This is a genomic window from Mesorhizobium sp. WSM1386 (assembly GCF_055901595.1).
This window is the reverse complement of record NZ_CM148373.1, coordinates 4,223,495-4,249,761: the sequence shown is the minus strand read 5'-3', so window position 1 is coordinate 4,249,761 and position 26,267 is coordinate 4,223,495. Positions and strand designations below refer to the sequence as shown.

Annotated in this window: 25 protein-coding genes and 5 pseudogenes; 9 read left to right on the top strand and 21 right to left on the bottom strand. The window is 59.7% G+C overall.

Features of this window, described 5'->3' with window-relative positions; genetic code table 11:
- Positions 1–57: 57 nt before the first annotated feature.
- A complete protein-coding gene (locus tag AC0NIH_RS20775) occupies positions 58–1,059 on the top strand; it encodes a LacI family DNA-binding transcriptional regulator (RefSeq protein WP_473469474.1) in 1,002 nt (333 codons plus the stop codon).
- Between the two features lie 275 nt (positions 1,060–1,334).
- On the opposite strand, the gene AC0NIH_RS20770 is transcribed toward AC0NIH_RS20775, so the two are convergent.
- The 7 genes from AC0NIH_RS20770 to AC0NIH_RS20740 form a co-directional block, all read right to left on the bottom strand.
- Complete coding sequence (locus AC0NIH_RS20770) at positions 1,335–1,544, bottom strand: class I SAM-dependent methyltransferase (RefSeq protein ID WP_473469476.1); 210 nt, start codon at positions 1,542–1,544, stop codon at positions 1,335–1,337.
- A gap of 225 nt (positions 1,545–1,769) precedes the next feature.
- Positions 1,770–2,126, bottom strand: coding sequence for a VOC family protein (locus AC0NIH_RS20765; RefSeq protein ID WP_224685736.1), 357 nt, complete (start codon positions 2,124–2,126; stop codon positions 1,770–1,772).
- Between the two features lie 134 nt (positions 2,127–2,260).
- Positions 2,261–2,659: an MAPEG family protein gene (locus tag AC0NIH_RS20760; protein WP_473469478.1), complete on the bottom strand. Its 399-nt coding sequence runs from the start codon at positions 2,657–2,659 to the stop codon at positions 2,261–2,263.
- Between the two features lie 352 nt (positions 2,660–3,011).
- Entirely contained in the window at positions 3,012–3,251 is a 240-nt protein-coding gene (locus tag AC0NIH_RS20755) for a DUF6894 family protein (protein WP_224687929.1), read from the bottom strand.
- 1,199 nt (positions 3,252–4,450) lie between these two features.
- The gene (locus AC0NIH_RS20750) at positions 4,451–4,795 is read right to left on the bottom strand and encodes a response regulator (protein WP_474025042.1); all 345 of its coding nucleotides are present in this window, start codon (positions 4,793–4,795) and stop codon (positions 4,451–4,453) included.
- Positions 4,796–4,920: 125 nt separating this feature from the next.
- Positions 4,921–5,163, bottom strand: a complete 243-nt coding sequence (locus tag AC0NIH_RS20745; protein ID WP_473469482.1) for a DUF982 domain-containing protein — start codon at positions 5,161–5,163, stop codon at positions 4,921–4,923.
- The gene (locus tag AC0NIH_RS20740; RefSeq protein ID WP_473469483.1) at positions 5,163–5,393 is read right to left on the bottom strand and encodes a hypothetical protein; all 231 of its coding nucleotides are present in this window, start codon (positions 5,391–5,393) and stop codon (positions 5,163–5,165) included. Before AC0NIH_RS20740 ends, AC0NIH_RS20745 begins: the two co-directional genes overlap by 1 nt.
- Before the next feature lie 503 nt (positions 5,394–5,896).
- Between AC0NIH_RS20740 and AC0NIH_RS20735 the strand changes: the two genes are divergently transcribed.
- Together AC0NIH_RS20735 and AC0NIH_RS20730 are read left to right on the top strand one after the other, a co-directional pair.
- On the top strand, positions 5,897–6,640 hold the full coding sequence (locus tag AC0NIH_RS20735) for a Crp/Fnr family transcriptional regulator (protein ID WP_473469485.1): 744 nt from the start codon (positions 5,897–5,899) through the stop codon (positions 6,638–6,640).
- Between the two features lie 9 nt (positions 6,641–6,649).
- On the top strand, positions 6,650–6,889 hold the full coding sequence (locus tag AC0NIH_RS20730) for a DUF6894 family protein (RefSeq protein WP_473469486.1): 240 nt from the start codon (positions 6,650–6,652) through the stop codon (positions 6,887–6,889).
- 137 nt (positions 6,890–7,026) lie between these two features.
- Here the strand turns inward: AC0NIH_RS20730 and AC0NIH_RS20725 are convergent, their stop codons facing one another.
- Positions 7,027–7,230, bottom strand: coding sequence for a hypothetical protein (locus tag AC0NIH_RS20725; RefSeq protein ID WP_473469488.1), 204 nt, complete (start codon positions 7,228–7,230; stop codon positions 7,027–7,029).
- Position 7,231: 1 nt separating this feature from the next.
- Positions 7,232–7,387, bottom strand: a complete 156-nt coding sequence (locus AC0NIH_RS20720) for a hypothetical protein (RefSeq protein WP_473469490.1) — start codon at positions 7,385–7,387, stop codon at positions 7,232–7,234.
- An 83-nt stretch (positions 7,388–7,470) separates the two neighbouring features.
- Between AC0NIH_RS20720 and AC0NIH_RS20715 the strand changes: the two genes are divergently transcribed.
- Complete coding sequence (locus AC0NIH_RS20715; protein WP_473469491.1) at positions 7,471–7,689, top strand: hypothetical protein; 219 nt, start codon at positions 7,471–7,473, stop codon at positions 7,687–7,689.
- Here the strand turns inward: AC0NIH_RS20715 and tnpC are convergent.
- The 4 genes and pseudogenes from tnpC to AC0NIH_RS20695 all read right to left on the bottom strand — a co-directional run bounded on the left by tnpC (position 7,673) and on the right by AC0NIH_RS20695 (position 10,534).
- Positions 7,673–9,204: pseudogene (gene tnpC, locus AC0NIH_RS20710) on the bottom strand (IS66 family transposase). The gene AC0NIH_RS20715 and the pseudogene tnpC overlap by 17 nt on opposite strands.
- Positions 9,205–9,273: 69 nt before the next feature.
- Entirely contained in the window at positions 9,274–9,600 is a 327-nt protein-coding gene (gene tnpB / locus AC0NIH_RS20705) for an IS66 family insertion sequence element accessory protein TnpB (protein ID WP_473469497.1), read from the bottom strand.
- A 202-nt stretch (positions 9,601–9,802) separates the two neighbouring features.
- Positions 9,803–10,069, bottom strand: a pseudogene (locus AC0NIH_RS20700) (transposase); the annotation flags it as partial.
- 180 nt (positions 10,070–10,249) lie between these two features.
- Entirely contained in the window at positions 10,250–10,534 is a 285-nt protein-coding gene (locus AC0NIH_RS20695) for a hypothetical protein (RefSeq protein WP_473469493.1), read from the bottom strand.
- A 1,660-nt stretch (positions 10,535–12,194) separates the two neighbouring features.
- On the opposite strand from AC0NIH_RS20695, the gene AC0NIH_RS20690 reads away from it, so the two are divergent.
- Both AC0NIH_RS20690 and AC0NIH_RS20685 read left to right on the top strand, forming a co-directional pair.
- On the top strand, positions 12,195–13,241 hold the full coding sequence (locus AC0NIH_RS20690; RefSeq protein ID WP_474025041.1) for a glycosyltransferase family 2 protein: 1,047 nt from the start codon (positions 12,195–12,197) through the stop codon (positions 13,239–13,241).
- A gap of 2 nt (positions 13,242–13,243) precedes the next feature.
- Entirely contained in the window at positions 13,244–14,416 is a 1,173-nt protein-coding gene (locus AC0NIH_RS20685; protein ID WP_474025270.1) for a glycosyltransferase family 2 protein, read from the top strand.
- A 620-nt stretch (positions 14,417–15,036) separates the two neighbouring features.
- Here the strand turns inward: AC0NIH_RS20685 and AC0NIH_RS20680 are convergent.
- Entirely contained in the window at positions 15,037–15,999 is a 963-nt protein-coding gene (locus AC0NIH_RS20680) for a cupin domain-containing protein (protein WP_473469796.1), read from the bottom strand.
- 214 nt (positions 16,000–16,213) lie between these two features.
- Here AC0NIH_RS20680 and AC0NIH_RS20675 point away from each other — a divergent pair, with 214 nt between their 5' ends.
- The 3 genes from AC0NIH_RS20675 (at position 16,214) to AC0NIH_RS20665 (ending at position 18,534) form a co-directional block, all read left to right on the top strand.
- A complete protein-coding gene (locus AC0NIH_RS20675; RefSeq protein ID WP_473469798.1) occupies positions 16,214–16,984 on the top strand; it encodes an alpha/beta hydrolase in 771 nt (256 codons plus the stop codon).
- Positions 16,985–17,131: 147 nt separating this feature from the next.
- Positions 17,132–17,992: an alpha/beta fold hydrolase gene (locus AC0NIH_RS20670; protein WP_473469799.1), complete on the top strand. Its 861-nt coding sequence runs from the start codon at positions 17,132–17,134 to the stop codon at positions 17,990–17,992.
- A 47-nt stretch (positions 17,993–18,039) separates the two neighbouring features.
- Complete coding sequence (locus AC0NIH_RS20665; protein ID WP_473469801.1) at positions 18,040–18,534, top strand: DUF302 domain-containing protein; 495 nt, start codon at positions 18,040–18,042, stop codon at positions 18,532–18,534.
- 285 nt (positions 18,535–18,819) lie between these two features.
- Here the strand turns inward: AC0NIH_RS20665 and AC0NIH_RS20660 are convergent.
- From AC0NIH_RS20660 to AC0NIH_RS20630, 7 genes and pseudogenes are all read right to left on the bottom strand, one after another.
- Positions 18,820–19,975 (bottom strand): annotated as a pseudogene (locus tag AC0NIH_RS20660) (IS30 family transposase).
- Between the two features lie 157 nt (positions 19,976–20,132).
- A pseudogene (locus AC0NIH_RS20655) lies at positions 20,133–21,053 on the bottom strand (DUF2493 domain-containing protein).
- 535 nt (positions 21,054–21,588) lie between these two features.
- Positions 21,589–21,873, bottom strand: a complete 285-nt coding sequence (locus AC0NIH_RS20650; protein ID WP_474025040.1) for a hypothetical protein — start codon at positions 21,871–21,873, stop codon at positions 21,589–21,591.
- Between the two features lie 383 nt (positions 21,874–22,256).
- Positions 22,257–22,502 (bottom strand): hypothetical protein, encoded by a 246-nt coding sequence (locus AC0NIH_RS20645; RefSeq protein WP_473469839.1) that lies wholly within the window; start codon positions 22,500–22,502, stop codon positions 22,257–22,259.
- A gap of 432 nt (positions 22,503–22,934) precedes the next feature.
- Positions 22,935–23,246: a hypothetical protein gene (locus tag AC0NIH_RS20640; protein WP_473469837.1), complete on the bottom strand. Its 312-nt coding sequence runs from the start codon at positions 23,244–23,246 to the stop codon at positions 22,935–22,937.
- Positions 23,243–23,491: an ATP-dependent DNA ligase gene (locus AC0NIH_RS20635; protein ID WP_473469835.1), complete on the bottom strand. Its 249-nt coding sequence runs from the start codon at positions 23,489–23,491 to the stop codon at positions 23,243–23,245. Before AC0NIH_RS20635 ends, AC0NIH_RS20640 begins: the two co-directional genes overlap by 4 nt.
- A 1,927-nt stretch (positions 23,492–25,418) precedes the next feature.
- Positions 25,419–25,601 (bottom strand): annotated as a pseudogene (locus AC0NIH_RS20630) (extracellular solute-binding protein); the annotation flags it as partial.
- Positions 25,602–26,267 lie beyond the last annotated feature (666 nt).

The following is a 26,267-nucleotide window of genomic DNA, read 5'->3' as shown; positions in this document are numbered from 1 at the left end:
GGTAACGTTGCGACGGTCTGCAAAATCAGCCGGCGCTTTCGCAAATGAATTCAGGCGATGATGGCCAATCTAAAACAGATCGCGGCGGAACTTTCCCTTTCAGTGACCACGGTATCGCGGGCGCTCAAGGACGGGCCGGAAGTGCATCCCTCGACCACGGCGCGCGTCAAGGAGGTAGCGAAGCGGGTCGGCTATGTCCCGAACCATCATGGTCGTGCGCTGAAAACCGGACGAACCCTGACCTTGACGGCAGTGCTGCCCATGGAAACGCGCGACTACCTTTCCGATCTGGCGAAGCTCCCTCTGGTCGAGGGCATGACGCTGGCGGCGAGGAGAGCGGGTTATAGTTTGTCCATCTATTCCACCACGCCCGACGACGACCCGGTCGAAAGCGTGCAGCGCCTGCTTCAGGCGCATAGCGCGGACGGCCTCATCATCACACGCCTGGTGTCGGGTGATCCGCGCGTCAAGCTGCTGCTGGACGAACGCATCCCATTCGTCGCGTTTGGAAGAACCGACCTGGCTACCGCGTATCCCTATGTCGATATCGACAATGAACAGATTGCCTACGAGGCGACCCGACGGCTCATGGACAAGGGCTGCCGACGTATTGCGCTGCAGCTTCTCGTTCCGGAGGATCAGGCGAGCACCATGCGTCTCGCCGGCTATGGAAAGGCGATGGCCGAGGCCGGTATTTCGATAGACCAGTCGCTTATCGGTCACGGCATGTTCACGGTGGAATCGAGCGCAGCCTGGTTCGATCGCTTGCTGGCGTCGTCAAATCCGCCGACAGGCTTGGCATGCGCCAACGAACTGGGCCTTTTAGGGGCGTTACACGCTGTTGGCAGAAAAGGCTTTGTGCCAGGCAGCGACATCCACATTGTCACTCGGGACAGCACGCGACTGGCACGCTTCCTACCGGCGAACATCGGCGTTCATTTCGTGGACATAGCGGGGGTCGGACGCAAACTCGTCGAAGTCCTGGAGAGCCGGATTGCCAATCCGCTTGGACCGGTCGCGACAGTCCTATTCAAAGGTGAGTTCGATCCTGGCGAATAGTCGGATCGGAAGAAGTCGGCGAGCGGGATGTCCGCTTTCAGGAGCAGCTAGGTTTACCTCTACGTCCGAGATCGGGCGCATTGCCGTCCCATCCGATCCATATGCATCTTCGGAAGGAGGCCAAGCACGACTCGTCCGCCTGGCTTGAGCACACGTCCGAGTTCCGCGGACCCAGCTTTAAGGCTTTGCCAGAAAACACTGTGTGGACGCTGAGAGCCTTGGAATGTCGCATCCGGCAAGGGCAGGCCCTCAACTGTGTCGACCCGAAACTCGGCTCACCCGGCATTGACTGCATCAGTGAACCGACGCGCGGCGGCGTCCACGACGCTCTCAGAGCGATCAACGCCGCAGACGAATAGTGCGCCCTCGAGAAGTCGCGGCAGCACCGTCCCACCGCCGAATCCGACTTCCACGGCACGATCTTCCGGAACCAACAGCAATTGATCTAGGGCGTAAGTGTTCAGCCGGGCATTGCCGCGGTTCATGCCTGCCCGGACAAGCCAACCACCGATCCCAGTCGGCCATGAAAGCTGTTTGGCTATGAATCTTGGCGTCATCCAATCCCACCCCGCGCCGGATCATAGGGCGGTTCCTCTGCCAGGGGCCATTTGCCCGATTAGTCCTGTGAGAGCACCTCTCGCAAGAGTGGGTCACCACGCCGGAACGCGCGATGCTGATGCGTTGCGATGAGAGGGCGCGCTTCGGGCTTGTTATGTTTTGAAGGGCCTCGAGGGTGGCTCCGCAAGAGTGATGCGATTTCCGTCAGGGTCCGCAAACTGAGCGATCCTTCCGTAGTCGCCCTCCGATTCGGCGGTCAGCCTCACTCCAATTTCTTCGAGCGATTTGCGGGCATCATCTATTCTGGGCACGACAATGGTCAGTCTACCTGACCCTGCATTCTCTTTGTCCTGGAAGATCTGGATGTTAGCGCCTGCCACGCCACGCCATTGGATCAACCCTTGCATGGGACGATCATCCGGCCCCCGGCCGAACAGGTGAGTATAGAACTTCTCTGCATCGCCCATGCTCGATGTCGCGAGCGCGGCGTATATTCCTTGGATTTCCATTGTGCGCGTCCTTCCAGTCGCCTGACCTGTAATGGGAGAACGCTGGTTCGGTTCCACGCGGGGAGCGCCGGGTAGGGATCGATGCGGCAAAGTCACTCTCCCGTGGTTAGCTACCTGACATACGCTAATCCGTTCTAACCCGGCATCATCAAGAATATGATCCTGCCAAGGGCGCCGAAAAGTAGGGCGAATGCGGCGAGAGCTTGAATAAAGAAGCCGGGGTACCGCTTCAGCGGCGCGGACCGGTAACCGACGAAATAGGCAAGCCTCCCGACTATCCATAGCAGCCCCAGTGCAGCCGCCCATGGAGCGTTCCAGTAGACAGCGAAAAGCCACATCGACGGCAGAAAGATCGGCAGCCATTCGATTGAGTTTGAATGGGCGCGGATTGTCCGCTCAAGCAGCGGATCGCCAGTCATCGTCGGGGCAAGAATCCCCGCCTTCTTGTGGGTTCTGGCGACTGTCAGCGCCATGCCAAAGGTCATCAGGCTGCAAAGCAGCGTCACAATAGCCACCGAGAAATACCGTTCCATGCCTGCCTCCTTTCATTGCGGAACGGGTAGGCAAGCAAAGGTTGTCGCCAGTGGCAAGCTTGCCTCTCTGTCATTCCTGACAAACAACGGTCAGGCGCCTTCCAGCTCCTCCACGGCCGACTCAGGACCGACTGGCTAAAGGCCACGCAATAATACAATTCCATAATAGCCGCTGATAGCCGGTCAGTTCGTACGGGTAGCTCCCGCCTTATCAGCTATCCGCTCTAGCAGCTTGCGAGATTCCTCGATTGTGTGCCGCGTCTCTTCACTTGCCAAAATAGCGTCGGTTATGTGGCCCAAAGTCCGCTGAATGCGCCATCGGGCGACGTTCAGGAATAGCTGCAGTTGGGCCTCATCCATCGCGTACCTCACGTGACAGTTCGAACGTGACCTTGACGACGAACAGCTGGCTCGCTTGGTCTCGGACGCGGAAGGCAACTTCTCTGAAGCCGTGCGACTTCTGATCCTTGACTATTTCGAGAAGGGCTCTAGTCGCTTCGTTCTCAACGGATTCCAAGGTGGGAAGGTCGACACCTTCGGTGTCGGGGTGAATTTCGCCGTCATCGGCTAAGTCGAAGAAAAAACGGGGCATTCCCTTCTAAGTTCGGATCGCGAAAAAAGTTCTCTGTACGATTTTTACGGAGCGAAGCGTTGCGGCGGCGAGGCCGCCTATAAGGCCGTCGATCATGTGCATTGGTCGTGAATGGCATGCGCTTTTTTGTCCTTTGTAGAACCTCGTGTTCAAGAACCCGTTCCAGCGGTGGCAGCGCCTAGCGCTGCTGGTCAAGGAAAGGCAACCCTTGGCCGGGCTCGCACCTCCCCAAGTGGGGCGAGCCCTCTAGACGCCAATCGGGTATGCGCCCGCGCGTTCGCTCGTGCTGGCGACACCAAGATGTTCCGGAACAGTCCATCCTTGAACGAGATCAGGGAGAAAGCGCCGAAACAGAAGCCGGTCGCCGAGAAATCCTGCCCATAATTAAGGCCCGCAAACTGCTTTCTTGACCGCTACCTCTCATTTGATGAGCATGAATCACGCGGCCTCTCGAATGTCTACGCACTTGGCGCTAACCTGCTCTCGCGACAGGTCAGGCCGCCTAGCCCAGTTCCTCTCAGCGTCGAGCAGTTCGCTCTCCGCAGTCAGGCCATTCATAAAAAGCCGGAGTACGTGCGCAGCTATGCGCTCTCCGTCCTGCGAAGCAAGCGCTACGCCGCGCTCATTGCAGACCGTCACACACACGTGGGCAAGCTTCACGATATCGCTCGGCCCCAAAAATCGACCCGGATACAACATACGGTCCTCTCTCGGAAACTACTGTGAGCTGTCCATTACGCAGCGTCACCCGCAGGCACAATCACCTATGATAGTCATGCACCTCGAGTCTGCCTAAAAATACAGAGTGGCCACGGCATGCGTTTGCGCTCGGTCCCCATTCCCGGATGCATAGGTACTGAACCGGAATATCTACTGGCAGCCGGAACTGACCCGCGCCGACAATAGGGATCTGTCGGTGTCGGCCATCAGGCGACTCTCCCTTGCGACAAACGACGCTTGAGGTCTTCTGAATTCAGGAGGGCTGCCAAATCCTCGGCGTACCCCTGATCTAGGTATTCAGCCGGTGCCCCCCATGCATCGGCTGGCTGTCCGGTAAACACGTCGAATACGGTCCAACTCCCGTCTGAGTCTTGCCTTAAGCCGTACCTCGGTTGCATCATGAGGATAGTTTAAGAGGCCGGATTGTTTGGCGCAAATGTCCGAGCGAGGGCTCGTGCGTTGCGGGCACGGGCATGTAGTCAATCAAGAACCGTCAGGCCTGCTTGTTGATTGAGAAGGGTTGCCACCCCGGTGATGATCTGGGGCATGGCGAACGGCTTGGTTATCATGAGGCTATTTGGTACCCCGAGTGAGGGCCAGTCCTCCGCACCATCGGCACTCATGTAGATGACCGGCAAAGTGGGGTTGACGGATCGCATGTGACGCGCGACTTCCCAGCCGGTGGAACCGTCGCCAATTCGCACATCGGTCACCAAGGCCGCGACACGCTCCGGGTTAAGATCAAAGGCCGCGATGGCATCATGGCCTGTATAAACCGCGATGGCCTCGAACCCTGCCTCAACGAGGGATTGCTCGACGTCCAACAGGATGAGGCTCTCATCCTCCACAACTAGGACAGCACCTGAGGTCATCGGAAGCTAGCGGCTTGTTGTTGCGCCCGACGCGCAACGAACGGAAGTCCCGAAGGTTCCTCGCGGACTAACACATGTTAATCGGGCAGCAGCATCTCCTCCTCCTGAGCCGCGTCCTTAAACAGCAGTCGGAACTCGTTGGCTGGCATCTTGCCATCCATGGCCGAAAGGCATGCCTCAGCCGCCAGTCGCCATCTGGATCCACGGTTGGGCCACTTCAGGAGTTCCTCGGCGGCAGTATCGACACGGCTGACCCCAAGGCGAACCCCCGGAACGTCGGTCCTCACATAGACCGGGGGATTGAACCAGCGCAGCGGCATCAGGGCTCGCGGATGTCGAACGCCACGAACAGCCTGTGTCTGGTGGCAAAGTCGACGATCATCGCGACCAACTGGCAATCGGTCTCGTGAAGATCACGGACACGCTCGCGGACCTCTGCAATGGTCGCCTTTACGGATATCATGTCGCCCGGTTGGAAGCCCAGGAGAGCCTCGCAAACCAGCTCTTTGGCTGTTTGCCGTGCAGGCCAGACAGGTGCTTGTTTGTCCATCCCACCCTCCCAGAGAGACAGAACCTCAATCACCTATTCTGTGGCGCAGCTTCCCGATAAATCAAGAGTCGAAAACGTACACAAAGCTTGCGGCCCTTCTCACGCTCTAGCGGCTGCATCACTCTGCGATTTCGCGGCGCGTCCAAGCGCGTCCTGCTGACCTGAGTTGCCCTTAAAATCGGGGAGATAGAGAGGAACATTTATCAAATGCTACGGTTGGGGCGATCCTGAAAGGATCTGTCACATGACACCCTCCGAGCGTGGCCTTGCCAAGAAGCTCTTGGAAGAAACCGGCATCACTGAGGCGCAGGCGCTCGAGTTGATCTCGCTTTTAGGAGCGAGTTGGTCGTCCCTGATACGAGAGGCAAAAGCCATCAAGAAGGATCGGAGGGCGTCGCCCTCGCGGATGTAATGCTGACCGCTGGCTGTCCTCTCTTCGGCTGGACAGCGGGGGAACATTAGTGCCCACTGTAAGTTGGGCACCAACCCCAATCAGGTTCTTGATGACAAAGATTCCCTCCTCGAACATTTTGATCCGCAAGCTCCAGACGATCTCTGACCTCGGACCATCAGACACTGCGATCTTGGGAAACGTCGCAATTCAGGAGAAGGAATATCAGGCCAATGCAGACATTCTGCGCGAGGGCGACCATCCGACGCTTTCGTTTGTTGTTCTGGACGGTCTGATAGGCTCGACCAAAATGACAGGCGACGGCAAGCGCCAGATCACCTCCTTTTTTGTTCCCGGCGACATTCCCGACCTTCATGGACTGCACCTCTCGGTAATGGATTGCACCTTTGCGCCTCTGATGGCCTCTCGGGTGGGCTTCATGCGGCATGACGCTCTTCGCGCTATTTGCGACCAGCATCCTTCGATAACCACAGTGTTTTGGCGCTCGACGCTTGTCGATGCGGCGATCTATCGAGAGTGGGTCACCAACGTCGGAAGACGCGACGCCTATGCTGGCATGGCTCACATTCTGTGCGAACTCATTGTCCGCCTCCGCGCGGTCGGCCGCATCGAAGATCATGCGGCCCGTCTTCCGATAACGCAGGCTGCACTTGGCGATGCGCTTGGCCTTTCCACCGTGCATGTGAACCGAGTCCTTCAGGAACTTAGACGCGACGGTTTGATATCCACCGTGGGCTCGCGTTTTCATGCTACCGACTGGTCAGGGCTCGTTCGCGCCGGGGATTTTGATGGCACGTATCTGCACCAAAGGGCCGCTGACGCGTTGTGGCAGTAGAGGTGTTCCATGGCCAGATATTTCTTTGACAGCAGTGTCCGCGACGAAGTCATGAAAGATGATGAGGGGATCGAATGTGATGGGTTGGACGGAGCATGCCGAGAGGGCATGGACGGGCTCAGAGATTTGGCGCGAGAATGCCTCAAGGACCTCGATGGCCAGCAATTGGCGATCTACGTCAGGGACGAGACTGGTGAAAGGCTGCTGAGCTTGAGCATCACCCTTCAGAAGAAGCTGAGCGGGCTTTGAGCTTACCCGGTTTTCCTTCTAAGTCGTGCGAGCGCGTGAAGCCGCCATAGGCATCGTTGGGGCCTGCCAACAGGCCGCCGGGCCATTGCGCCACAACCAGTGAGCTGGTTTCGGCTTGCGCACGAGTCATGCGCCTCCTAGCCTGCCACAAAAATCCGGCGCACCTTCTTCGTACCTTTTGAGGTGCGCTTTATCAGCGAGGGCACGGTTGGTTCCTGTGCCAGACGGGCTTCTTTCAACCGCGCAGTTTTGGCAGCACGTTCGGCCCTTTCTTTTTCTACAATAAGTGTCGCAGCCGCTGTAGCTCGCTCGTTACGGCCGTCATCGCTCGACCACGGCATCTCAGTGTTTCCCCTTAAGTTTCATCGCCCGCCGTGCCATTTTGTATCTGAGCCGCGCTCTGGCTTCTTCTATTTGATCCTTAAGCGTGGTTTCAGTCGCCTTGACCGGCTTCTTGCTTGAAAGATTATTGTCGTTGAAAGCTGGATTGATGCGCATCTCGGTTCTCCAATGCGAGCCCGAACTTCGAGACGCCGGAAGAGTTCCCTCTTCGCACTCAGGAATCCTGCGCATCGTATGGAGTGATCGAACGTCTATGCTGGGCAGTGGTCGACCTCGCAGCGGCGGGCAGCAATGTCGCCGACATCACGATGGCCAAGCCGCTGCTGGATGCCGCCGGACGCGCGCTATACCTGATCGCCGACAATGGCGTATCGAAGCTGCCTTCTGCAGGCTCAAGGATTTCCGCCGCATCGCAACCCGCTAGGACAGTAAGCGATGTTCTCAGGCCACTGCGCTGAGTTCGTGAGCCTGGATGTAGGCCCATGGCAAGAGGTCGTCGATCTGGCTGTTCGGGTGGCCATTGACGATCCTGGTGAGGACATCGGCGAGATAGCCGAGGGGCTCGACGCCGTTGAGTTTGCAGGTTTCGATTAGCGAAGCGACGACGGCCCAGTGCTCGGCGCCGCCGTCCGATCCGGCAAAGAGTGCATTCTTGCGGTTTAGCGCGATAGGACGGATCGAGCGTTCAACAGAGTTGCTATCGATCTCGATGCGGCCATCATCGAGGAAGCGCGAGAGGCCTTCCCAACGCGACAGCGTGTAGCGGATTGCCTCGGCGAGCTTGGTCTTCTGGCTGATCAGCCCGAGCTTCTCGCGCAGCCAGGGCTCGAGAGCGACGGTGATCGGCAGGCTCTTTTCCTGGCGCACGGCACGACGCTGCTCCGCCGATCGTCCACGGATGTCGTCTTCGATGCGATAAAGTTCGGCGATCTGTCTCAGCGCCTCGCAGGCGATTGGCGCGGGACCGGCCGCGGCGAGTTCGTAGAAGCGCCGGCGCACGTGCGCCCAGCAGAAGGCGAGCGTCACGCCGCTCTTGTCGGCGAGCACGCGATAGCCGCCATAGCCGTCCACCTGCAGGATTCCTGTGAAGCCCGCGAGATGAGCGATCGGACGCTCAGCTTTGCGGTCGGGCGCGTAGACATAGGCGACGCCGGGCGGATCGGCTCCGTCCCATGGCCGATCATCGCGGGCATAGGCCCAGAGCTGGCCGGTCTTCGTTTTGCCGCGACCGGGATCGAGCACCGGCGCCGTGGTCTCGTCGGCGAAGAGCTTTGGCGAGGACTTCAGCTTCGCCAGCAGCCGTTCGTGAACCGGACGCAGGTGCCAGGCGACACGGCCAACCCAGTCCGCGAGTGTCGAGCGGTCGAGATTGATGCCCTGCCGGGCGTAGATCTGCGCCTGGCGATACAGCGGCAGGTGGTCGGCATATTTGGAGACCAGAACCTGGGCAACCGTCGCCTCGGTCGGCAGGCCGCCTTCGATCAGCCGGGCGGGCGCGGGAGCCTGAACGATCACGTCTTCGCAGGCTCGGCAGGCATATTTGGGTCGGCGCACGACGATCACACGCAGCTGCGCCGGAACGATGTCGAGCCGCTCGCTTACGTCCTCGCCGATCCGATGCAAGTCCTTGCGGCAGCACGGGCAGGCATGGTCCTCGATGTCGACCACCATCTCCGTGCGTGGCAGATGGGGTGGCAACGCACCGCGGTTCGCCCGACGCTTGTGACACGCGCCTGACGCTCCATGGGAGCAGCCTGTTCGTTCTCCTCCTCGCCGGCCGCCTCGATCTGCTCGGCTTCTTCAAGTCCCAGCAGCAGCTGGTCTTCCGGCAGCGTCTCAGCACGACGGCCGAAGCGGTGGCGCTGCAATTCCTTGATGATCTGGATCAACCGGGCGTTCTCGACGTCGCGCGCCAGCACCATCGCCTTCAGCGCATCCGGATCGTCGGGAAGCTGGTCCGCCGTCATCGCCATGAGTGGATCAGACCATATTCGTCGACAGCCCGCGACAGCGGAATCCAGGCTGATTCACTTGGTCGCGGGTCAGCCCGCCTGGGCTGGAACACGGGTCCGGCGCGCCTCGTGGACGCGCCGCCAGTCGAGTCCTTCGAGCAGCGCCGAGAACTGCGCCGCCGTCAGCTGCATCACGCCATCCTGAACCTTTGGCCAGCGGAACTCCCCGTCCTCCAAGCGCTTGGCATAGAGGCAGACGCCGGTGCCGTCCCAGAAGATCAGCTTGATCCGATCCGTGCGTTTGGCGCGGAAGACGTAGATCGCGCCGCTGAACGGATCGGCGCCCATCGTCTCGCGCACCAGCGCCGCCAGGCCCTCCGCGCCCTTGCGGAAGTCCACCGGCTTCGTCGCCACCATGACCTTGACCGCACCCGTCGGCTCGATCACGACGTCGCCTTCAGCGCGCGGATCACCGCCGCCACCGTCTTGGCGTCGGCGCCACGGCCGACCCGCATGGCGACGCCGTCGATCTCCAACTCGATACGCCGGCGTCGCGAGCAGCTTTCCGTTTGCGTTGTGGCTGTTGTTTCCCCGTCGGTTCCGGCTTCGGAGCCGGCACCACTGCCGGCACGAACAACGGTTCCGGTGCCAGCGCTTCCGCCAACGGCACACGAGCAGCCCGACGCCAGGCGAACAACTGCTGCGGGGACAATGCATACCGGCGGGCCACGGCACTCACGGTCTCGCCGGCATCGTAACTTTCAGCCACGATCCGGGCTTTCTCTTCCGGCAGCCATTCGCGCCGCCGACCGGAACCCGTGAACACCTCGAAACGGCGCGCGGGCTCAAGATTGCTGGATTTAAGCGTAAGCTCTGAAATCGTCATGTGTCGAAGCCCTCAAAGGCTCCGAACATCGTTCCTCACGACCACGCGCGAAAGGTGCCACCAGAACAGCGCTTACCTAGGACAAGCTCGCAAGGAATTTTCTCTCCGCCGTCGCACTCGCAACGCTCATCGCATTCTGGTCTGATGGATCACGCTCTTCTCGCCGTACAAGTTGAAGCGTCAACTGTTGGAAGTTTCAGAACCAGTGTCAGACCAATAGTCGGACAAAAGCCGCTCAATCTTACCCAGTCGTTCGATAACATCGAGCAAAACGCTCACACTCTCCTGGCTCGCGACACCTTCGGATCGGCGAATTTCACTGATGACCTCGGAGAGACGGTTGCGCACGCTTTTGCCACCCGTCGAGAGCCCCAACTCCATCTCGATCAAATCGATCAGACCAATCAGGTCGCTTACCGGGTCAGCGGCGCCAACTGGCACTCTCTCAACTATTTTCTTGAACATTGATCCTCACGAGTCCGCTCGATAGGCAGAGAATTTGCCTTCTCGGAACTGAAGGCAAGATCAGCCCTCTACGTTGATTGAGTCTGAACGCTAGTGCACTGCCCGTTCATCCCTACGGCTGGGTAGCGCCTGAGACAATCCAGTCAACCAAGCCAGCTTTAATCTGCTCGCACCCGGTGAACTCGAAAACCAAGCTCTTAGCCAGATCCCGCCATGACAGTCAGGCACTCCCGTTTCCAATACCATATCGTGGAACACCTTGCGGATAATGTCGGCGTCGAATGCGGACACTGTTGTTGGGGCCGGTTCTGCATCTGCCCTCGCCTTGTGAGCATCATCGCGCTGGCGCTGGCGAAGCCTTTTCAGCAGTTCTCGTGATACCGCAATCGTCCGTCTGGTTCGATCCATCCTGGCGGAATGCAGCGGCTCCGACCAAGGAATTGTGTCGCGACAGGAAGCTGGCTTCGATAGCCGCTCGGGCGATGTCTGTTTGCGTTGAAATCATCGCGGCGTCCCTTCCAGCGAAGGGTAATTGCTACACTGTTTGGAAGCGCGTTTCAAAATGATTCAAAGTGCGTTCTTTACCAAGTGAAGGAGGCCCGGCCTGTCGTGCCCCCGAAGCCAATCTGTTGAGAAAGTCTGCCCAGAGGCGTCCCTGACATCCATGCGAAACGGGCAAGTTCCTCAAGCAAAGCACGCGTTAGCGCCCGCTGCTGCGCTAGGCTTGACCGCAGGGCGCGAGCGAGCACGATCTCATTGAAGGCGGGGGCGGCAAGCATGGCCGGAAAAACGGCCATTGGGGAAATCTTCATCCCCCATATAGCACGCCTCGCTGCTTATCTCGTAATCGGTCTGCCAAAAACAATACGGTCGCCTAGGATAGGGACAAGGCAGCCAAACGCGTTCTGCCGTTCTGCGGATGGAGAATGAAATGCAAGCTTCGGACCGTGCGACTGGTGACGAGACAATCACTCCGTCGGAGACTTCGCGAAAGCTGTTTGCTGTTCTCGAATGCAGGTTTATCGAATTTTGGACGGCAGGACTAAACTTCAACATGACCCAACCAACCTAACGCAGCAAAGCTCGGCAGCATTCCGACATGGGGCCGTAACCCGTCTGTCAGCTATTAGCACGCGTTGAACCAACGGCCGCCATTAGGCGTGGGGGCATGCGCGTCGTCAAATGGGCAAATCGCCGAAAGTTTTGGCCAACTTGTGAATCGTGTGCATCGCCACAAGCCGCGGTTCCAGGCCGAAGCAAAAATGTGTAGATGCAAAACATGACAGGGGCCGCTGATATTTTGGCAACCCATTACATGGCTGGACTAAGCGCTGACGAAGCCGCGAGTGGCTTGCCGTCTCCAATTAACCAGAAGCAATAGTTCCCCGGCGTCCGGCAGTGCCGCTCGACTCCCCGGCCCTGCCCTCACAGGGTCCGACCGAACAGCGTCACGATCAGGAGTCGCCGATCCGAGCCTGTGGGTTGACTGGATTAATCAGGAAAAGCTAATGAAGCAGCGATTGAGCGCGATGGATCTCGCGCCTGCTTCTTGGATTTCGACATGATTTTGTCGCGATCGCAATTCCTGGTGAGGCGGCTGGGAACGCCCGAGTAATTTTCGCCGCGAATTCGCCGATCATTGAAGAGCAGTACTGACAGCATGGCAGCACAGCCGTTTTTACCGTTCCGGGGGGAGAAAACGAAGTCGCCGATGATCCAGGACAAAGCCACGGTTGGCGTCATAGTCCCTATGTTCAATGCCGAGCGAACCATTCGCTCCACCCTGACCAGCATCTGCCAGCAGACCTACCAGGCATTGGACATTATCGTGGTGGACGATGGTTCGACGGACGAGTCTCCATCAATTGTAGCCTCCTATGCCGAGAAAGATCGACGTATACGCCTCATAGGGCAGTCGAATGGCGGCGTTGCGCACGCTCGCAACCGCGGCGCGGCTTCCACGGACGCGGAGTTTCTGGCGTTTGTCGACGCAGATGATCTTTGGGCTCCCTCGAAAATCGCACTGCAATTGCGCGCCTTGCGGGAAGGTGGCTCCTCGGCGGGCTTGGCATATTGCTGGTTTGCGCATATCGACCAGGATGGCCGGGTATTCTCGCTGCGCCATCAGCCTGACGCCGAAGGTCACGTTCTCCAGCGCATGTGCAGACAAAACCTGGTCGGCAACGGAAGTTCGATGCTCCTACGTCGCTCCGCATTCGAGCGGGTGGGACAATTCGATCCGTCCTTGCGAGCCAGGAACGCACAAGGCTGCGAGGACCTTCTAATGTGCCTAAGGATAGCCGAAAATTACGAATTTCGCCTCGTGCCTCAGTACCTTGTCGGTTACCGGATGACAAACGTCAATATGTCGAGCGATGTCATGCAAATGCTTCGTTCCTGCGAAATCGTCCTTGCCGAATTTCGTGAAAAATATCCGTCATTCGCGAGCGATTTCGACGCCCATTTCTTCGACATGATTCATTGGCTTGCTACACGAGCTTTGATTGAGGGACGATTTTTCGCAGCCGGCGAGCTGCTGAGGAGGTTCTTTGTGATGGAACCGGGCGTTGCGATCTCTCGCATGCCCAATATGCTCGAAGAGTATTGCAGGGCCCGACTGGTTCCTCAATGGCTCAAGATATGCGTGAGACGAATGCGGAACGACAAGAACGAATTTCGGCCCCTCTATGGCGAAATGAGCTGGTGAAGATGTCCGTCACGCCGAATCGGCGCGCAAATTTGTTGAACTCAGAACTGCACAAGCTGTTTGGCCCGGATGGCTGCTCAGGTATCCGGCACGTGGATTTAGACACTGAAGCTGCTCCCAAGGATTGCGATTCTGGCATGATCGTGCTGTGGCGCGGCGGGCTTCCAGTCGGGCATCTTCTTAGAGGGAGCGACGGTGAATGCCGCGCCGCCCCAATCGCGGCCTCGCCTGACCGAAGACCAGCTCCACCGTTTCCGGACCTACCGAACGCCAGCGTGATCATATGCACACGCGACAGGCCGGATGAGTTGCGTCGTTGCCTCTCCTCGCTTCCACAGCAAAGCGTCCCGCCGGCAGAAGTCATCGTGGTCGACAACGCATCGACAGGCAGCCAAACGCGCGAGGTAGCACTCGCTGCCGGCGCAATATACGTCCGCGAGGATCGACCTGGCTTGGATATTGCCCGCAATCGGGGCGCTAAGCGCGCATCCTCGGAAATCATCGCCTACACCGACGACGACGTCTTGCTTCATCCGCAATGGCTTGAGCAGCTGATCACGGCATTCGACAGACCTTCGATCGGCGCAGTGACGGGCCTTGTACTGCCCGCCGAAATTGCCACCGAAGCCCAGCTTTATTTCGAGACGTTCTGGAGCTTCGGGCAAGGCTACAGGCCTCAATTTTTCCGCGCGGCCGACTTTGCTGCCAGCAAGCACGACGTGTTCCCGGCCTGGAAAATCGGCGCCGGTGCCAGCATGGCCTTTCGACGCGAGGTGTTTGACCGCGCGGGATTGTTTGACGAACGCCTCGACGTCGGCCAGGCTGGGTGTTCAGGCGACTCCGAATATTGGTATCGGTTGCTCGCCAACGGATATGACTGCCTTTACCAGCCAACCTCCGTCGCGTTCCATTTCCACAGGCGGACGATGGACGGTCTGGCTAAGCAAATCTACTTCTACATGCGCGGTCACTCGGCCGCATTGCTCGTCCAGCATGAACGAACTGGCGTCAAGGCGAATTTAAAACAGGCTTTCAAATGGAAGCCGCTTTGGTACCTCGGCAGAGTTCGCAGAAGGCTGCTTGGACGCAGGATTCCCGAGGATCGGTTCCTTTGGCATGAAATCGCCGGCTATGCTTCAGGAATCCTGTTCTACCTCCGAACCAAGCGCGGGTAGGGAGACGTGGCGGACAATCCCTTGGTTTCAATCGTGGTGCCCGCGCGCAACGCGCAACTGACGCTCGCACCCAGAGGGTGGCGGCGAGGCTGAAGGCGAAGGCATGTGCGTCGGCAACGGACATTGATCGGCTCCTGTTTGAAGCGGAGGATCATCCCCCCGCTGACAGGCGCCCGATGTGTTCGGCTGACGGCCGCAATTACCGCGAAGGTGAAGCCGGAGCGGCGGCACGCTTCGCGTAGTCCGGCCCTTTGCGGGTTATTGGCGTCAAGCCATCAACGATCAGCGAGGGATGGTGCTTCGTTCCTGGAGATTGATGGACGGACAATGGCTGGCGAGATACGACAAGCGATCTGCCGAACCCGCCTGTCCCATTCCGTCCGCGCGAACGCCGCACCTCGGCTCGAAGAGTGATCTCCGCCGCCAGCGAATAACCGATTTGGGGCCGCAAGTAGACTGTCCCCATTAGAAGCAATCTCGCGCAAGCAGTCGCCGCGCCTTTGATCAAGCCAAACTCGACCAGAGTTCGTGTCTCCCGGCGCGCCATTTGTGAACAAAAACTGGGCACCCCAGCCGGGAGACGCGCCGCCGTCCATCGCCCTAAGCCAGCTTGGTCGAGGTCAATCGGCGACTTTTGCTTCCGAAACGCCCCCTTGCCTTCGGCCACCGTCTGACCGGCGAACTACTCGATAACGGCCAGGTGATAGGCCATGGTGTCGATGGAACAGCTTCGAAAATGCGGCCGCGGTCTCATAGCCGACACGGGTCGCAATCCGAGCAATTCCCTCGTCGCTTGTTTCGAGCAGAAAAGCGGCCTCCGACATTCGGCGTGCGATAAGATAGCGGTACATGGGCTCGCCAACGAGCTTGGTGAAACGAGCCGAAAACGCCGACCGACCAAGCCCCACGCTTTGCCCAAGCTCGCCAAGCGTCCAGGGCCGATCCGGTCGTTCATGGATCAACTGAAGTGCCGGTCCTATGTGCGGGTCCGCCATCGCCCCCAGCCAACCGCCTTCCCCGGGGCCGAGCGACTTGATCCAGCTTCGCAACACCTCGACGAAGAGCACTTCTGTCAGTCGTGAGAGTGCAACGCCTTGGCCAGGACGCGCGTGCGCCGCCTCGCTCACCATGCGTTGCAGAATCGCCTCGAGCCATCCTCCGTCTTCCGTCGGCTTGAGGAGAAGCAGGGGCGGAAGCAACTCCAAAACACTGCCGCGCGAGGGCCGTGCCACAGTGAAATTGCCACAGATCATCGTCGCGTGCGGCTGCTCGCCGCCTCCGTGACGAACGAGCCCAAGACGCCCGTCCAGTCGATCGATATGGAGAATCGGTAACGGTTCGATCCGGCTGTCCGAGTAGAGCGCATGGGGCTCGCCACGCGTGACGACAACAAAGTCGCCCTCCGTCATGTGGAGTTCTCGTCCACTTTCGAGCGCGAGGGTGGCTGAGCCACGGCTGAGATAGTGGAACAGGGCGTAGGGGCGCTTTGCCAACGCAAGATTCCAGGGATGGCCGAGCTCGAAGTGGAACAGCAAGGTTCCGCCCAGGCGAACGCGATCGAGCACTTCAGCGAGGATGTCCATCGTCCCGATGGTAGTGCGACGGACGGTCAGACACAATATTCGGACGATTGAGGCCTAACGTCCAAATGCTCCACGTACTAGTTGATCGCAAGTCGAGCCAACGGGTCGCGCGGCAACCATCACCCGAACGGCAGATGGGAGAACCGCGGCTGTTGCCGACACGCCTGCCCTTCCCCGGACCCGCCGTCGTCCGTCATCTCAACAGGAGCAACCAATGCGAAATCTTCTACTCACCGTCGCCACCGTCCTCATGGCCGGAGCAGCAGTTGCCGCCCCGGCCCAATCAGCTCAGCTGCCCAAGGGGGCGGCCCACAATATCGTGCTCGTCCACGGCGCTTTCGTCGACCAGACGAGCTGGAAGGCGGTTGCCGATATCCTCACGAAGAAGGGCTATAATGTAACGCTCGTCGAAAACCCGCTCACCTCCCTGGCGGCGGACGTCGATGCCACCAAACAGGCGCTCGCCAGACAGAACGGCAAGACCGTTCTCGTTGGCCACTCCTGGGGCGGTGTGGTCATCACGCAGGCAGGTGGCGATCCCAACGTCTCGGCGCTCGTCTACGTCTCCGCATTCGCGCCTGACGTGGGAGAATCTCTGGCGAGCTTAGCCAAGAGCGGCCCGGCAACCGAAGGAGCCGCGGCGATTCATCCCGACGAAAAGGGCAACCTCTACATCGATCCCAAAGTGTTTCCTGCGGCAGTCGCGGCCGACCTTCCTCCGGAGATCGCAGAATCCTTGGCAAATCATCAGCTCCCGTTGAACCACACGGCGTTCGAGGCCCCCGTCGATAGGGCAGCTTGGCACGACAAGCCGACGTTCTATGTGATCAGCACGAAGGACAAGGTCATCGCACCCGAGGTCCAGAAGATCTTCGCCAACAGGATGAAGGCACAGACGACGGAGGTCGCCGGCAGCCATGCCTCCCTGGTCATCCACGCCAAGGAAGTCGCCGCAGTGATTGAAAAGGCCGCGCTCGTGAAGTGACGATACCGCTCCCGGCACTTCGTGCCGGGAGCGCCTCGCGTGCTGGGCGGACTACGCGATGCCTTGGGCCGCGAGCGGCTCGGACCTGGCTGAACCGCACCAGCTACTCTCACCCAACTATTTTACGCCAAGCATCCGGAGGATGACATGACTGAGTTCGACACCGCGAGCCAGGACGACGCCACGCTGGAAACGGCGCCTACCCGTTACATCGAAGGCGCCGGTATCCGCTTTGCCTATCGCCGCCTCGGCCCATCGACCGGAACGCCGCTGGTTTTTCTGCAGCATTTCTCGGGGAACATCGATGCATGGGATCCCGCAGTCGTGAATGCCCTGGCCGCCGATCGCCCGGTGATCGTTTTTGACAACGCCGGGGTCGGCCGCTCGACAGGACAAACGCCGGACAATATCGAAGCAATGGCCCGAGACGCGGTCGCCTTTATCAACCTGCACGGGCTCTCCGAAGTCGACCTTCTGGGGTTTTCTCTCGGCGGATGCGTCGCCCAGCAGATCGCCGCCGAGCACACAACGCTGGTCCGCAAGCTCATCCTCGTCGGCACGGCTCCGAAAGGTGGTGAGGAGCATCTGTTGGCGGTTCTGCAGGACGCGTTTTCCCAAACCGAGGCGCCGGACCCCCGCCTGCCGCTGTTCTTCACGAAGTCGTCCGCCAGCCAGCAGGCCGGCCTGGCGTTTCTGAAGCGGGCGAAGGTGCGTAAGGAAGATCGTGATACCGACAACGGCAGCACGGTGACCGATCCGCAGGCCAAGGCGCTGATTACCTGGTGCGCAACTCCTGATCCCGAGCACGCCACTCTGCGCGCCATCCATCAGCCAGCCCTTGTGCTCAGCGGCAGCCACGACACCATGCTGCCCGCAGACAACGCCTACGCAATGTTCAAGGCTCTAAGCGACGCCCAGCTGGTAATCTATCCCGATTCCGGCCATGGCTCGCTATTTCAGTATCCCGAATTGTTCGTCAACCACGTCCGAACCTTCCTGGAAGCGTAGTGGGCGGTTGTCACACCTTATTCTTGAGAGCTGTTGCGGAGAAAGAAATGACAATCGCAAAGGTCGAGGTTGAGCGTTTCAGCCTGACGTGTTCCAAACCATTCGACGCCGTTGTTGCCGCGCTCAAGTCAGCGGTCGGGCAACCTGACATGGTCGAATTTTTCAAGGCGACGAGGGCTGCAAATTCCTTTCCGGATTTGGAGCGCATTGTGCAAGGCGGCCTCGGCCGCACAGCTCTCATGCTCTTCGCGGAATTCGACTTGGGTGCCATTCTGCGCCGCGAAACCGGGGCCGAGACTCACAAGAGCATGCGGCTTTTGGTGGGCAATCCACTCATCATGAAAGAAATGGTCAAGCACGTTCCCGATGCTGGATCTTACGCTCCAGTTACAGTTCTCGTTGATGAACGTCCCGATGGCGTGCATGTCTCCTACGACAAAATGGAGAGTTATCTGCTCTCCTATGGTAGTTTGGAGGCTCTTGCTGTCGCCCGCAGACTTGATGCGAAAATCACAACTTTGTTACGCGAATGCGCAAGCTAAACTCTCCTGATGATGCTTCAGACGCATGGAAGTGAAAGCCCGTCCCGAACACGGACGACGCGCATGGGTAACGTGCGGCGACGGCTTGGAGCAATGCGGTCGCCGAAGTGATTGTGGGCTCGGCATCACCTGCGTCACGACGCGCCCCGCGTTTTCCCAAGCGAACTCGCTGGCTCGGTCGAACTCCCCGCAGGCGGCAGCTGTCATTCTTTAAGCGCATCGAATGAACGGCTGCCTTTAGGCGCGGCGACTATCACTTCGAGCGACCGAAATCGGGCGGTGGGTTCAACCGGTCACTGCAACACCTTGTGTAGCCTATCGGCGGGTGTTTCGAAGTCCAGGGTTTTTCGGGGGCGCTGATTGAGCCGCAGGGCGACGCTGTCGAGTCGGGCCTGCGGGACCTGCGAGAAGTTGGTTGTTCTGGGGAAGTACTGCCTGAGCAGGCCGTTGGTATTTTCGTTGCTGCCGCGTTGCCAGGGACTGCGCGGGTCGCAGAAGTAGACCTGGAGATCGGTTGCGACGGTGAAGCTCTTATGACGAGCCATCTCCTTGCCTTGGTCCCATGTCAGCGAGCGCCGCAGCTCTTGGGGCAATGTGCCGATTTTCTCGGCGAGGGCCGCCACGACAGTCGCTGAGTCCCTTCTGGCCAACTTCACAAGCATCGTGAACCGGCTGTGTCGCTCGACCAGGGTGACGATGTTCGTGTCGTTTGCTCCGGTGAGCAGATCACCCTCCCAATGACCTGGGATGGCACGATCCTCCGCCTCGGCGGGACGCTCGCGGATGGAGACCATATCGAGGATTTGACCTTGCCCCGTTCGGTTGCTCTGTGCACCTTTGCCGAGGCGCATCTGTCGTTTGGTGCGCAGATGGGCTGTCAGCTCCTTCTTGAGCACCCCTCGCGACTGGATGAACAGGCTGCGATAGATCGCTTCATGAGATATCCGCATGCTTGGATCGCCTGGGTACGCTCGCTTCAGCCAACCCGCAATATCCGGCGACCATTGCAGTGCCAGCTTTTGCGCCACCCGCCACTTTAGCCGTCCAGAGCATGCCAGGCGACATTGCTTCGGGCGAAGCGCGCGCTGCCAAGCCTGCTTGTCGGCTCGGGTTGCTCGATACGCTTGGGCACCGCCATTGCGCGAGATCTCGCGACTGATCGTTGATGGGATCGCCCCAGACTTCGTGCAATAGCGCGGATGGCAAGACCTGCCGCAATCCCGCGAGAGACCTCTTCGCGCTCCCCCAGCTCGAGCGCCGAGGCCGCTCTACGCCTTGCTGACGGAGCAATGCCGCCGTGTAAGGATACGATCCGCTGAACGCCGCCCTTGGTCCGGCGGTCTAGTGCCCGCGAGATCGATGAAATGCTCTGACCCTGCTTCCACCGCTCCCAAAGCTCGGCCTTCTGCTCCGGGGTAAACCAGATCCGTGACGTCACCATGCGACACCTCCCAATCCTCTCAGATTAAAGGTGTTGCGGCGACCGGTTGAACCCACCGGCGCAAAGCCGCCGTTCGCGTTGTGACGTTCGTCCACTTCGGTGAGCTTGTCGAAAAGCGCTGACCACACCTCGACTGGGATTTGGTATGTGAGCGGCGCTACGAGCTGCCGAGCCGATAGACCGGAATGCCGAGCTTGCGGGCCTTGTCCGCCAGGTTCTCCTGAATGCCGGTGCCCCGAAAGATGATGACCCCGATCGGCATGACCGCCAACATCTGGTCGTTGCGCTTGAAGGGGGCGGCCTTGGCATGCTTGCTCCAGTCGGGCTTGAAGGCGACCTGCGGCACCTTGCGATGATCGGCCCAGCGGGCGGCGATCTTTTCAGGACCTTTCGGTGATCCGCCGTGCATCAGCACCATGTCGGGGTGTTTGGCGCGGATTTGGTCGAGCTTTGCCCAGATCAGCTCGTGATCAGCAGTATCGCCGCCGGAGAAGGCGATCTTGGGGCCGGCGGGTAACATGATTTCGGTTTCCGCGCGCCGCCTTGCAGCGAGGAAGTCGCGGCTATCGATCATCGCGGCGGTGAGATGGTGGCGGTTGACCATCGACCCGGTGCGCGGTCGCCAAGCCGAGCCGGTATGCTGATCGTAGTGTTCGGCGGCCTGGTCACGCATGATCTCGAAGGCGTCGCGCCGTTCGATCATGGTCTGGCCTTGGGCGGTGAGTGTCTCGAGTTCAACCGCTTTGATTTCGGTGCCGTCTTGTTCGCGCTGCAGGCGGCGCTAGACCTGCTCGTTGTCGTCCAGTTGCCGCTCGATCCGTTGTACAGCACGGTGGAAGACGTTGGTGACGGACCAGAGGACGTCATCGAGGTCGGGTTCAAGGCGCGTGTCGGCCAATGTGGCGATAAGGGCGTCAAAGATGTCGGCCACGGCTCCGGCCACGCGGTCGCCGCCGGGGAGCGGTCGCGGATCGGGCTCGTCGGCAAATGGGCGCCAGCCAAAGAGCTGGAGTTCGGTCAGGATGTGATCGGTCGGAGAAGCGGCGTGGTGCGGTTCGGTGTCGTCGTGCTCGCTCATGGGGATGCTCCCGTCGGTTTAACCGCGACCCTCGCGGCCTTCATGGCGACGAGAGCCCACGGGGGGGACGGTTCGACAACCGCAGCGAAGCGGAGGGTCGGAGCGTAGCGGAGAATGGCGGCGGCCGGCTATTTTGCCTCGCGATGGAACGGCGTCGCGCCCAATCGCTGCCATTCGCGATTGTAGCGCGCCGCCGGAAAATAGTCGGCCGCCGCCATTGCCTGACCGGCACGCCTGTGGGCCGATCGCCCTCTTGAAGGCCTGGCCGCAGTTTTCTGCCGGCGGGCTCCCATCCATGCCATGGGGCCACACCGCACGCCGCACGTTTCCCCTCCCGGCTTATGCTGCCTGTGTAAGATAGCGGACGCGATCTTTGCGCATGAGCTGGTCCGCAATCGAGGCCCGGAAGGCGGCAAGTCCGAAATGGCGGAGGTCTTCGTTGAAGTCCTCCGTGAACGGCGAAAGAACGATCGCCTCGATCCCGGCGTCCGTCGCGCGCTCGAGCAGGCTGTCTCGGGCACTAGAGCGGTTATTTTTAGCCGCCCATCTTCTTCGCCATGGCGCAGAAATCTGCGTGCGACTTGTTGAGTGTGGTGTCGCCGCAGTCTTTCAGCACCGCCTTTTGTTCATCCGGTTTCATGGACATCCACGCGGTCTTGAAATCCGCTTCCGACCTCAAGGTTTTCATGCCGGCATCCGTGAAGAAAGGTGACATCTTTGCAGGATCATCGAGCGCGGAAGTGGTGCTGCTGCCTGCCAGCGCTGAGCCCGTCATCATTGCGAGCGCCATCGCGCCCATCGTAAGCATTTTGATGCCCATTTTTTCCTCCGTTAGTTCTACACGCGCAAATCGCGTGACCTGGGGAAAAACGTCGGCGTCTGAACTCTGTTCCCGCATCTTGCCGATTCCTCATCGACAGCCGTCTGCGCGCGCTGGCAGGTCTCGTGGAGGAATGGCCGGTGCAGTGGGGGATCCACCGTGGGGCAACGGACAAACCGGCCAATACGGATGCGATCGGCAAACGTGGTCCCATTAACCACCTTCCTGGATAGATTGCGACGGATCGTGGGGAGTTTGGGGTTGCGCCGCCAACAGGCCGGCAAAGGTTGGGCGGTGGCGACCTTCTCGGGTGCACTGCCCAAGGGCTGAACCTGCGGAACACGTCCTGACGAGAATTTACGACGGCGGACTTGATGCCGTCGCTATGCGCATCGCGTAGGGGGCAGCACCGGACCTGTAGTGTTCCACCGGATGAACTCGACTTCCTTCCCGGTCACTTCCCGCACGGCTTTCAACAGAGCCTCATGCAAGACACGCGTCTGCCTGTAGTGGTCGCAGTGTGGCGATATGAACGGCTTGATGATGCTCAGGTGCAGCGCTTCCGCAGCCGCCAGAAAACGCTCGATTTCAGCCTGTGCTAATTGCTTGGAAGGTTTTGCCCTGGCCATGGTAGCGAACTCCGTTTGAGGGTGATCGCCGCAACGAGGACTATACTCCTGAAACTCGTCGGGGCGGCAACCGCGCCCAGCAAAACCGCCGCGCCAACCCCATTGTATGAAATCAACCAACCATCTCAGCCGGGAACACGCTCAGCGACTGAGCGTTGATGGGATCATATAACGCCGCCGCCGCACTGAGGCGGGGCTGAAGGTTCGTATGCTGAACCAGCGTAGCTTTAGAACCTGCCTCAGCCCTCACGATCTGGCTGTTTGCCAACGTGTCTTCGACAGGGTTTGCGCCGCCGAAAATCTCGATCCCCTAAGCCGAGACGCTGCGATAATAGCGTCGATGGTAGTTGGAATTTTTCGAAATGCTCACACCACCGAACGCGAATTGCTCGAAGCAGTCATGTCTCGTCGCCTTCCAAAGGTCACATCCCCCTAAGGTTGCTCCCTGTAATCCAGCAGCTTGGCATAGCGCAGCTTCTCCTCGCCCTTCAGGAACCGCACGCGGCCTACCAAACCAGGCTTCAGCCATTCGGCCTTTTCCTTCTTTAGATCGATTGGCGCTGGCCCGCCGACTTTCCCTTGCACGCGATCCCATAGGCGCTGGCGCATATCGGCCTTGAAGGTGACGAAAGCGCTGCCGGCATATCTGCCCTTGTCGGCCATGAGCACCTTTCCCACCTCGCGCTGCACGCTAATGATATCCATTTCCTTTTCGGCATAGCATTTGATCTTGCGCCAGTTCATCGTCGGCCCGCTGCGGTAGACGCTGTCCTTACGCTTTGAGACCATGCGGTGCCGGGCATGGCTTTGCTGAACTGAATGCGGCCGACGGCTGGTATCAATTCCTGCAGGATTTCGCGGCGGTCTTCCATCGGCATGTTGCGCAAATCATGCCCGTTCAGGTGCAGGAGATCGAAGGCCACCAAATACAGGGCGCGCGATGGCTTACGGCTGGTGACGGCTGATTGTAGGGCGGGGAAGTCGGACAAGCCAGCCTCGTTGACGAAGCTACCCGATCTTGGACCACCGATCCCCGGCAAGCAGCATGGCGGCGAGCCGGCCGACAAGAACGACAATTTCTATACCTGCCCGACTTGCGGGCAGCAGGTCGACATGCGCGACCTGCGCCAGGTGATTTGGCACGAACGGCCAATACACAAACCGCTCCTCATGGTGGGACCAAAGTCCCATCGGCGGACGCAAAGGTCCTATCCCAGAAACATAAGGCGTGCCGCTTCATTGACACGGAACTGACGGACAAACGTCCCTTCACCGTCAGTTCACAAGATGCCCGCCGCCTCCTGGTGAGGCAGCGGGCATTTTGTTTGCGGAGAGCAGGATGCAATTTGGAGAGATCATCGCGAATGTCTTGGCCACCGCCCTTCTCGCGTGCGGCCTGGCAGCCGTATTGTTTCTGTTTGGAAGGCCGATTTGGCCCGAGCCCAAGGCCAGGATGGTAATCCTTCTCCCGGCCGATGCCATGACGACGGCTTCAGTCAGGAAAGGCAACGAACCGAGCTTGCCAGAGACGTTTGATATTAAACGCGCGCTGCCCCGACCCAAACTGCATTAGACGCCCCCGTCTGCTATGTTAGGTATCCCTAATGAATGATTCGTGAGGGGTGGCGGTGTCGTATCAGATACGTGAGCTTTTGGCGGGGCGCGTGATAGCGGAATTTCGCGCGGAAGCGCCGACATCTTTTCGTGCAGCGGAAGTGGCAACAGGTCGACCTTTGACGCTCCACAGGACGGGAGACTACTTCATCGAGGTGACTGACGAGGCCAGCGGGAGAGTGTCCGAGTTTCAGTTCGCCGACTTGCTGTACTGAACAACCAGGCGCTGCGAGCCGCAGGTGGGTCCGCCCCCACTGGCGGGCAGAGGCGGACCCGGCCGAGGGTTGGGGCCACTCGGCTGGCAGCGGGGGACGCTGCCGCCTTTAAAACCTGCTTCGAAATATCAAGCTCCGCTAATGCACAAAAAAGCCCGCCACCGGGTGGCAGCGGGCAGGGTCTGGAGTGCTGGGATCAACCAGCATGAGAACCGCGGCAGGGTTGGTTGCGATAGTCGGGCGGACGCATGTCGACCCGCCAACGCTCGGTTCACCCGCCCTGCGCCGTGTGCGCCTTTTGCTGATGCTTAGGGTGCCATCTACAGGCGACATGCGGAACTCGGATACATAGTCCGATTCAATACCCTGCCCCGCGGTTCGGTTCCATGCCCAGGCATCTGCGCGCCGGCGACCGTCGGCGCTCTAAGGAAGAACGGCGTATAAGCCGCAGTCCTGCGCGCGTCCGCAACAGCGGGCATTGTCGCGCGGTGGACGGAGGAAATTCGCCCCCGACGCGGGCGGTGAACGGGACAGCCGCAGGAGCGTCAGCATAGCGCCGGCCGCAAGACGGGACGCGGGACCGACTGTCCCCGTCCGCGGCGGTCCGCATGGCTTGCATTCAGGATATGAATCGGGTGTCGTTGGCGCGCATCGGCGACTGGAACCGATCAACGTTCCGAGCACGAAGTTGCAAGCTGAGGCCATTCAAGACATGTGGCCAGAGCGCGCAAAGCAGCTCTATCCTGACGTCGTCAAGCGGCTGGAGATCGCGGCCGGCCCGGACCGCCAGATCGATTTCGACATTGCCTTCGTTCCGGGTTGGGTTCCCGAGCGGCCGAATCCTCTTCTTCACCAGCGACCTTGCCCAGGTCGAAGAGATGGCTCGCAAGGCGCTTAAGGACTGGACAATCGAAATTGACCGGGATCCATGTGACGCCCACGTTTTCGACCCGGCGGCCAGCGATGACGATGATGCATTGCGCATGGCGGCATGGCGTGATTTCGACGGCTCCTTGTATATGAAAAGCCGCCGGCAAATCCTGCCATCGCGCTGACGCTTGCCATGATGCGCGGCCAGTCCATGCATTCCTTCGGGCCCGTTGGCCTTCATCAGGTCGACATAGAACTGCAGCGTCTTCTTCCACTCGGGCTGATCGAATTGCGGCTTCCAGTTCTCGTCGGACCAGCGCGCGCCGAACGAGTTCGACATGGCGGTCAGGAACGCCATGTTCTCGCCCCAGCCTGCCTTGCCGCGCAGGCACACGCCGTTCACGCCGCTGGCGCGGTGCCACTCAACCGGACAAGAGAAGATGATGAACCTTGAGGTCGAGACATCTCAAGCCTTAGACGCGCGCCTGGCTGATCTCCAGGCGAGAGTGCGGGCAGCAAGCATAACCAACCCGAAATGAAAACCTTCCAGAAGGTCGCAGCCATCATGGATAACGGGCGCGGCCAGATTGCTGCCGAGACTTGATCGCAGCAACATTCCTCGTCGAACAAGAGCCCTTGAATGGGTAGGCGCATGTTGGCAAGGAATCGGCGGCCAAAGGGCGCGAAGCCTGGTGCGACTGGCACTAACGAAAATCGCGCTCTCGTCCCCTTGAAGGACCGACTTTGACGGTCATATCGTCCTATATGCCGAGGGAAAACAGCAAACGCCCTTCGATCCTCGACCTTGACGCGCTGCGGGAGGCTTTCATGGAGTCTGTCCGCGAAAACAACGTCACAGCGGCTGAATGGGACAAACACGCCGAAACAGTTCATTCGCCAGCTGGCGGACCACAATCTTAGCGAAGATGCCGTTAGCCAGATCACAGGGCCGCAGGACGCCAGCCAGCCGTAGGCGAGATGGCCGGTGCGGTGGGGGCATCGGGGCTACGACCACACCGGCCACTACGGGAGGGGTTTAAGTTCCCCGCGTCGTTAAAATTATAGC

What these genes read in the sequence shown, in the direction of transcription:
- AC0NIH_RS20775 (WP_473469474.1), top strand. Translation starts at nt 58, where the DNA reads ATGATGGCCAATCTAAAACAGATCGCGGCGGAACTTTCCCTTTCAGTG.
- AC0NIH_RS20770 (WP_473469476.1), bottom strand. Translation starts at nt 1,544, where the DNA reads ATGAACCGCGGCAATGCCCGGCTGAACACTTACGCCCTAGATCAATTG.
- AC0NIH_RS20765 (WP_224685736.1), bottom strand. Translation starts at nt 2,126, where the DNA reads ATGGAAATCCAAGGAATATACGCCGCGCTCGCGACATCGAGCATGGGC.
- AC0NIH_RS20760 (WP_473469478.1), bottom strand. Translation starts at nt 2,659, where the DNA reads ATGGAACGGTATTTCTCGGTGGCTATTGTGACGCTGCTTTGCAGCCTG.
- AC0NIH_RS20755 (WP_224687929.1), bottom strand. Translation starts at nt 3,251, where the DNA reads ATGCCCCGTTTTTTCTTCGACTTAGCCGATGACGGCGAAATTCACCCC.
- AC0NIH_RS20745 (WP_473469482.1), bottom strand. Translation starts at nt 5,163, where the DNA reads ATGCCGCTGCGCTGGTTCAATCCCCCGGTCTATGTGAGGACCGACGTT.
- AC0NIH_RS20740 (WP_473469483.1), bottom strand. Translation starts at nt 5,393, where the DNA reads ATGGACAAACAAGCACCTGTCTGGCCTGCACGGCAAACAGCCAAAGAG.
- AC0NIH_RS20735 (WP_473469485.1), top strand. Translation starts at nt 5,897, where the DNA reads ATGACAAAGATTCCCTCCTCGAACATTTTGATCCGCAAGCTCCAGACG.
- AC0NIH_RS20730 (WP_473469486.1), top strand. Translation starts at nt 6,650, where the DNA reads ATGGCCAGATATTTCTTTGACAGCAGTGTCCGCGACGAAGTCATGAAA.
- AC0NIH_RS20725 (WP_473469488.1), bottom strand. Translation starts at nt 7,230, where the DNA reads ATGCCGTGGTCGAGCGATGACGGCCGTAACGAGCGAGCTACAGCGGCT.
- AC0NIH_RS20720 (WP_473469490.1), bottom strand. Translation starts at nt 7,387, where the DNA reads ATGCGCATCAATCCAGCTTTCAACGACAATAATCTTTCAAGCAAGAAG.
- tnpB (WP_473469497.1), bottom strand. Translation starts at nt 9,600, where the DNA reads ATGGTGGCGACGAAGCCGGTGGACTTCCGCAAGGGCGCGGAGGGCCTG.
- AC0NIH_RS20695 (WP_473469493.1), bottom strand. Translation starts at nt 10,534, where the DNA reads ATGTTCAAGAAAATAGTTGAGAGAGTGCCAGTTGGCGCCGCTGACCCG.
- AC0NIH_RS20690 (WP_474025041.1), top strand. Translation starts at nt 12,195, where the DNA reads ATGGCAGCACAGCCGTTTTTACCGTTCCGGGGGGAGAAAACGAAGTCG.
- AC0NIH_RS20685 (WP_474025270.1), top strand. Translation starts at nt 13,244, where the DNA reads ATGTCCGTCACGCCGAATCGGCGCGCAAATTTGTTGAACTCAGAACTG.
- AC0NIH_RS20680 (WP_473469796.1), bottom strand. Translation starts at nt 15,999, where the DNA reads ATGGACATCCTCGCTGAAGTGCTCGATCGCGTTCGCCTGGGCGGAACC.
- AC0NIH_RS20675 (WP_473469798.1), top strand. Translation starts at nt 16,214, where the DNA reads ATGCGAAATCTTCTACTCACCGTCGCCACCGTCCTCATGGCCGGAGCA.
- AC0NIH_RS20670 (WP_473469799.1), top strand. Translation starts at nt 17,132, where the DNA reads ATGACTGAGTTCGACACCGCGAGCCAGGACGACGCCACGCTGGAAACG.
- AC0NIH_RS20665 (WP_473469801.1), top strand. Translation starts at nt 18,040, where the DNA reads ATGACAATCGCAAAGGTCGAGGTTGAGCGTTTCAGCCTGACGTGTTCC.
- AC0NIH_RS20650 (WP_474025040.1), bottom strand. Translation starts at nt 21,873, where the DNA reads ATGGGCATCAAAATGCTTACGATGGGCGCGATGGCGCTCGCAATGATG.
- AC0NIH_RS20645 (WP_473469839.1), bottom strand. Translation starts at nt 22,502, where the DNA reads ATGGCCAGGGCAAAACCTTCCAAGCAATTAGCACAGGCTGAAATCGAG.
- AC0NIH_RS20640 (WP_473469837.1), bottom strand. Translation starts at nt 23,246, where the DNA reads ATGAACTGGCGCAAGATCAAATGCTATGCCGAAAAGGAAATGGATATC.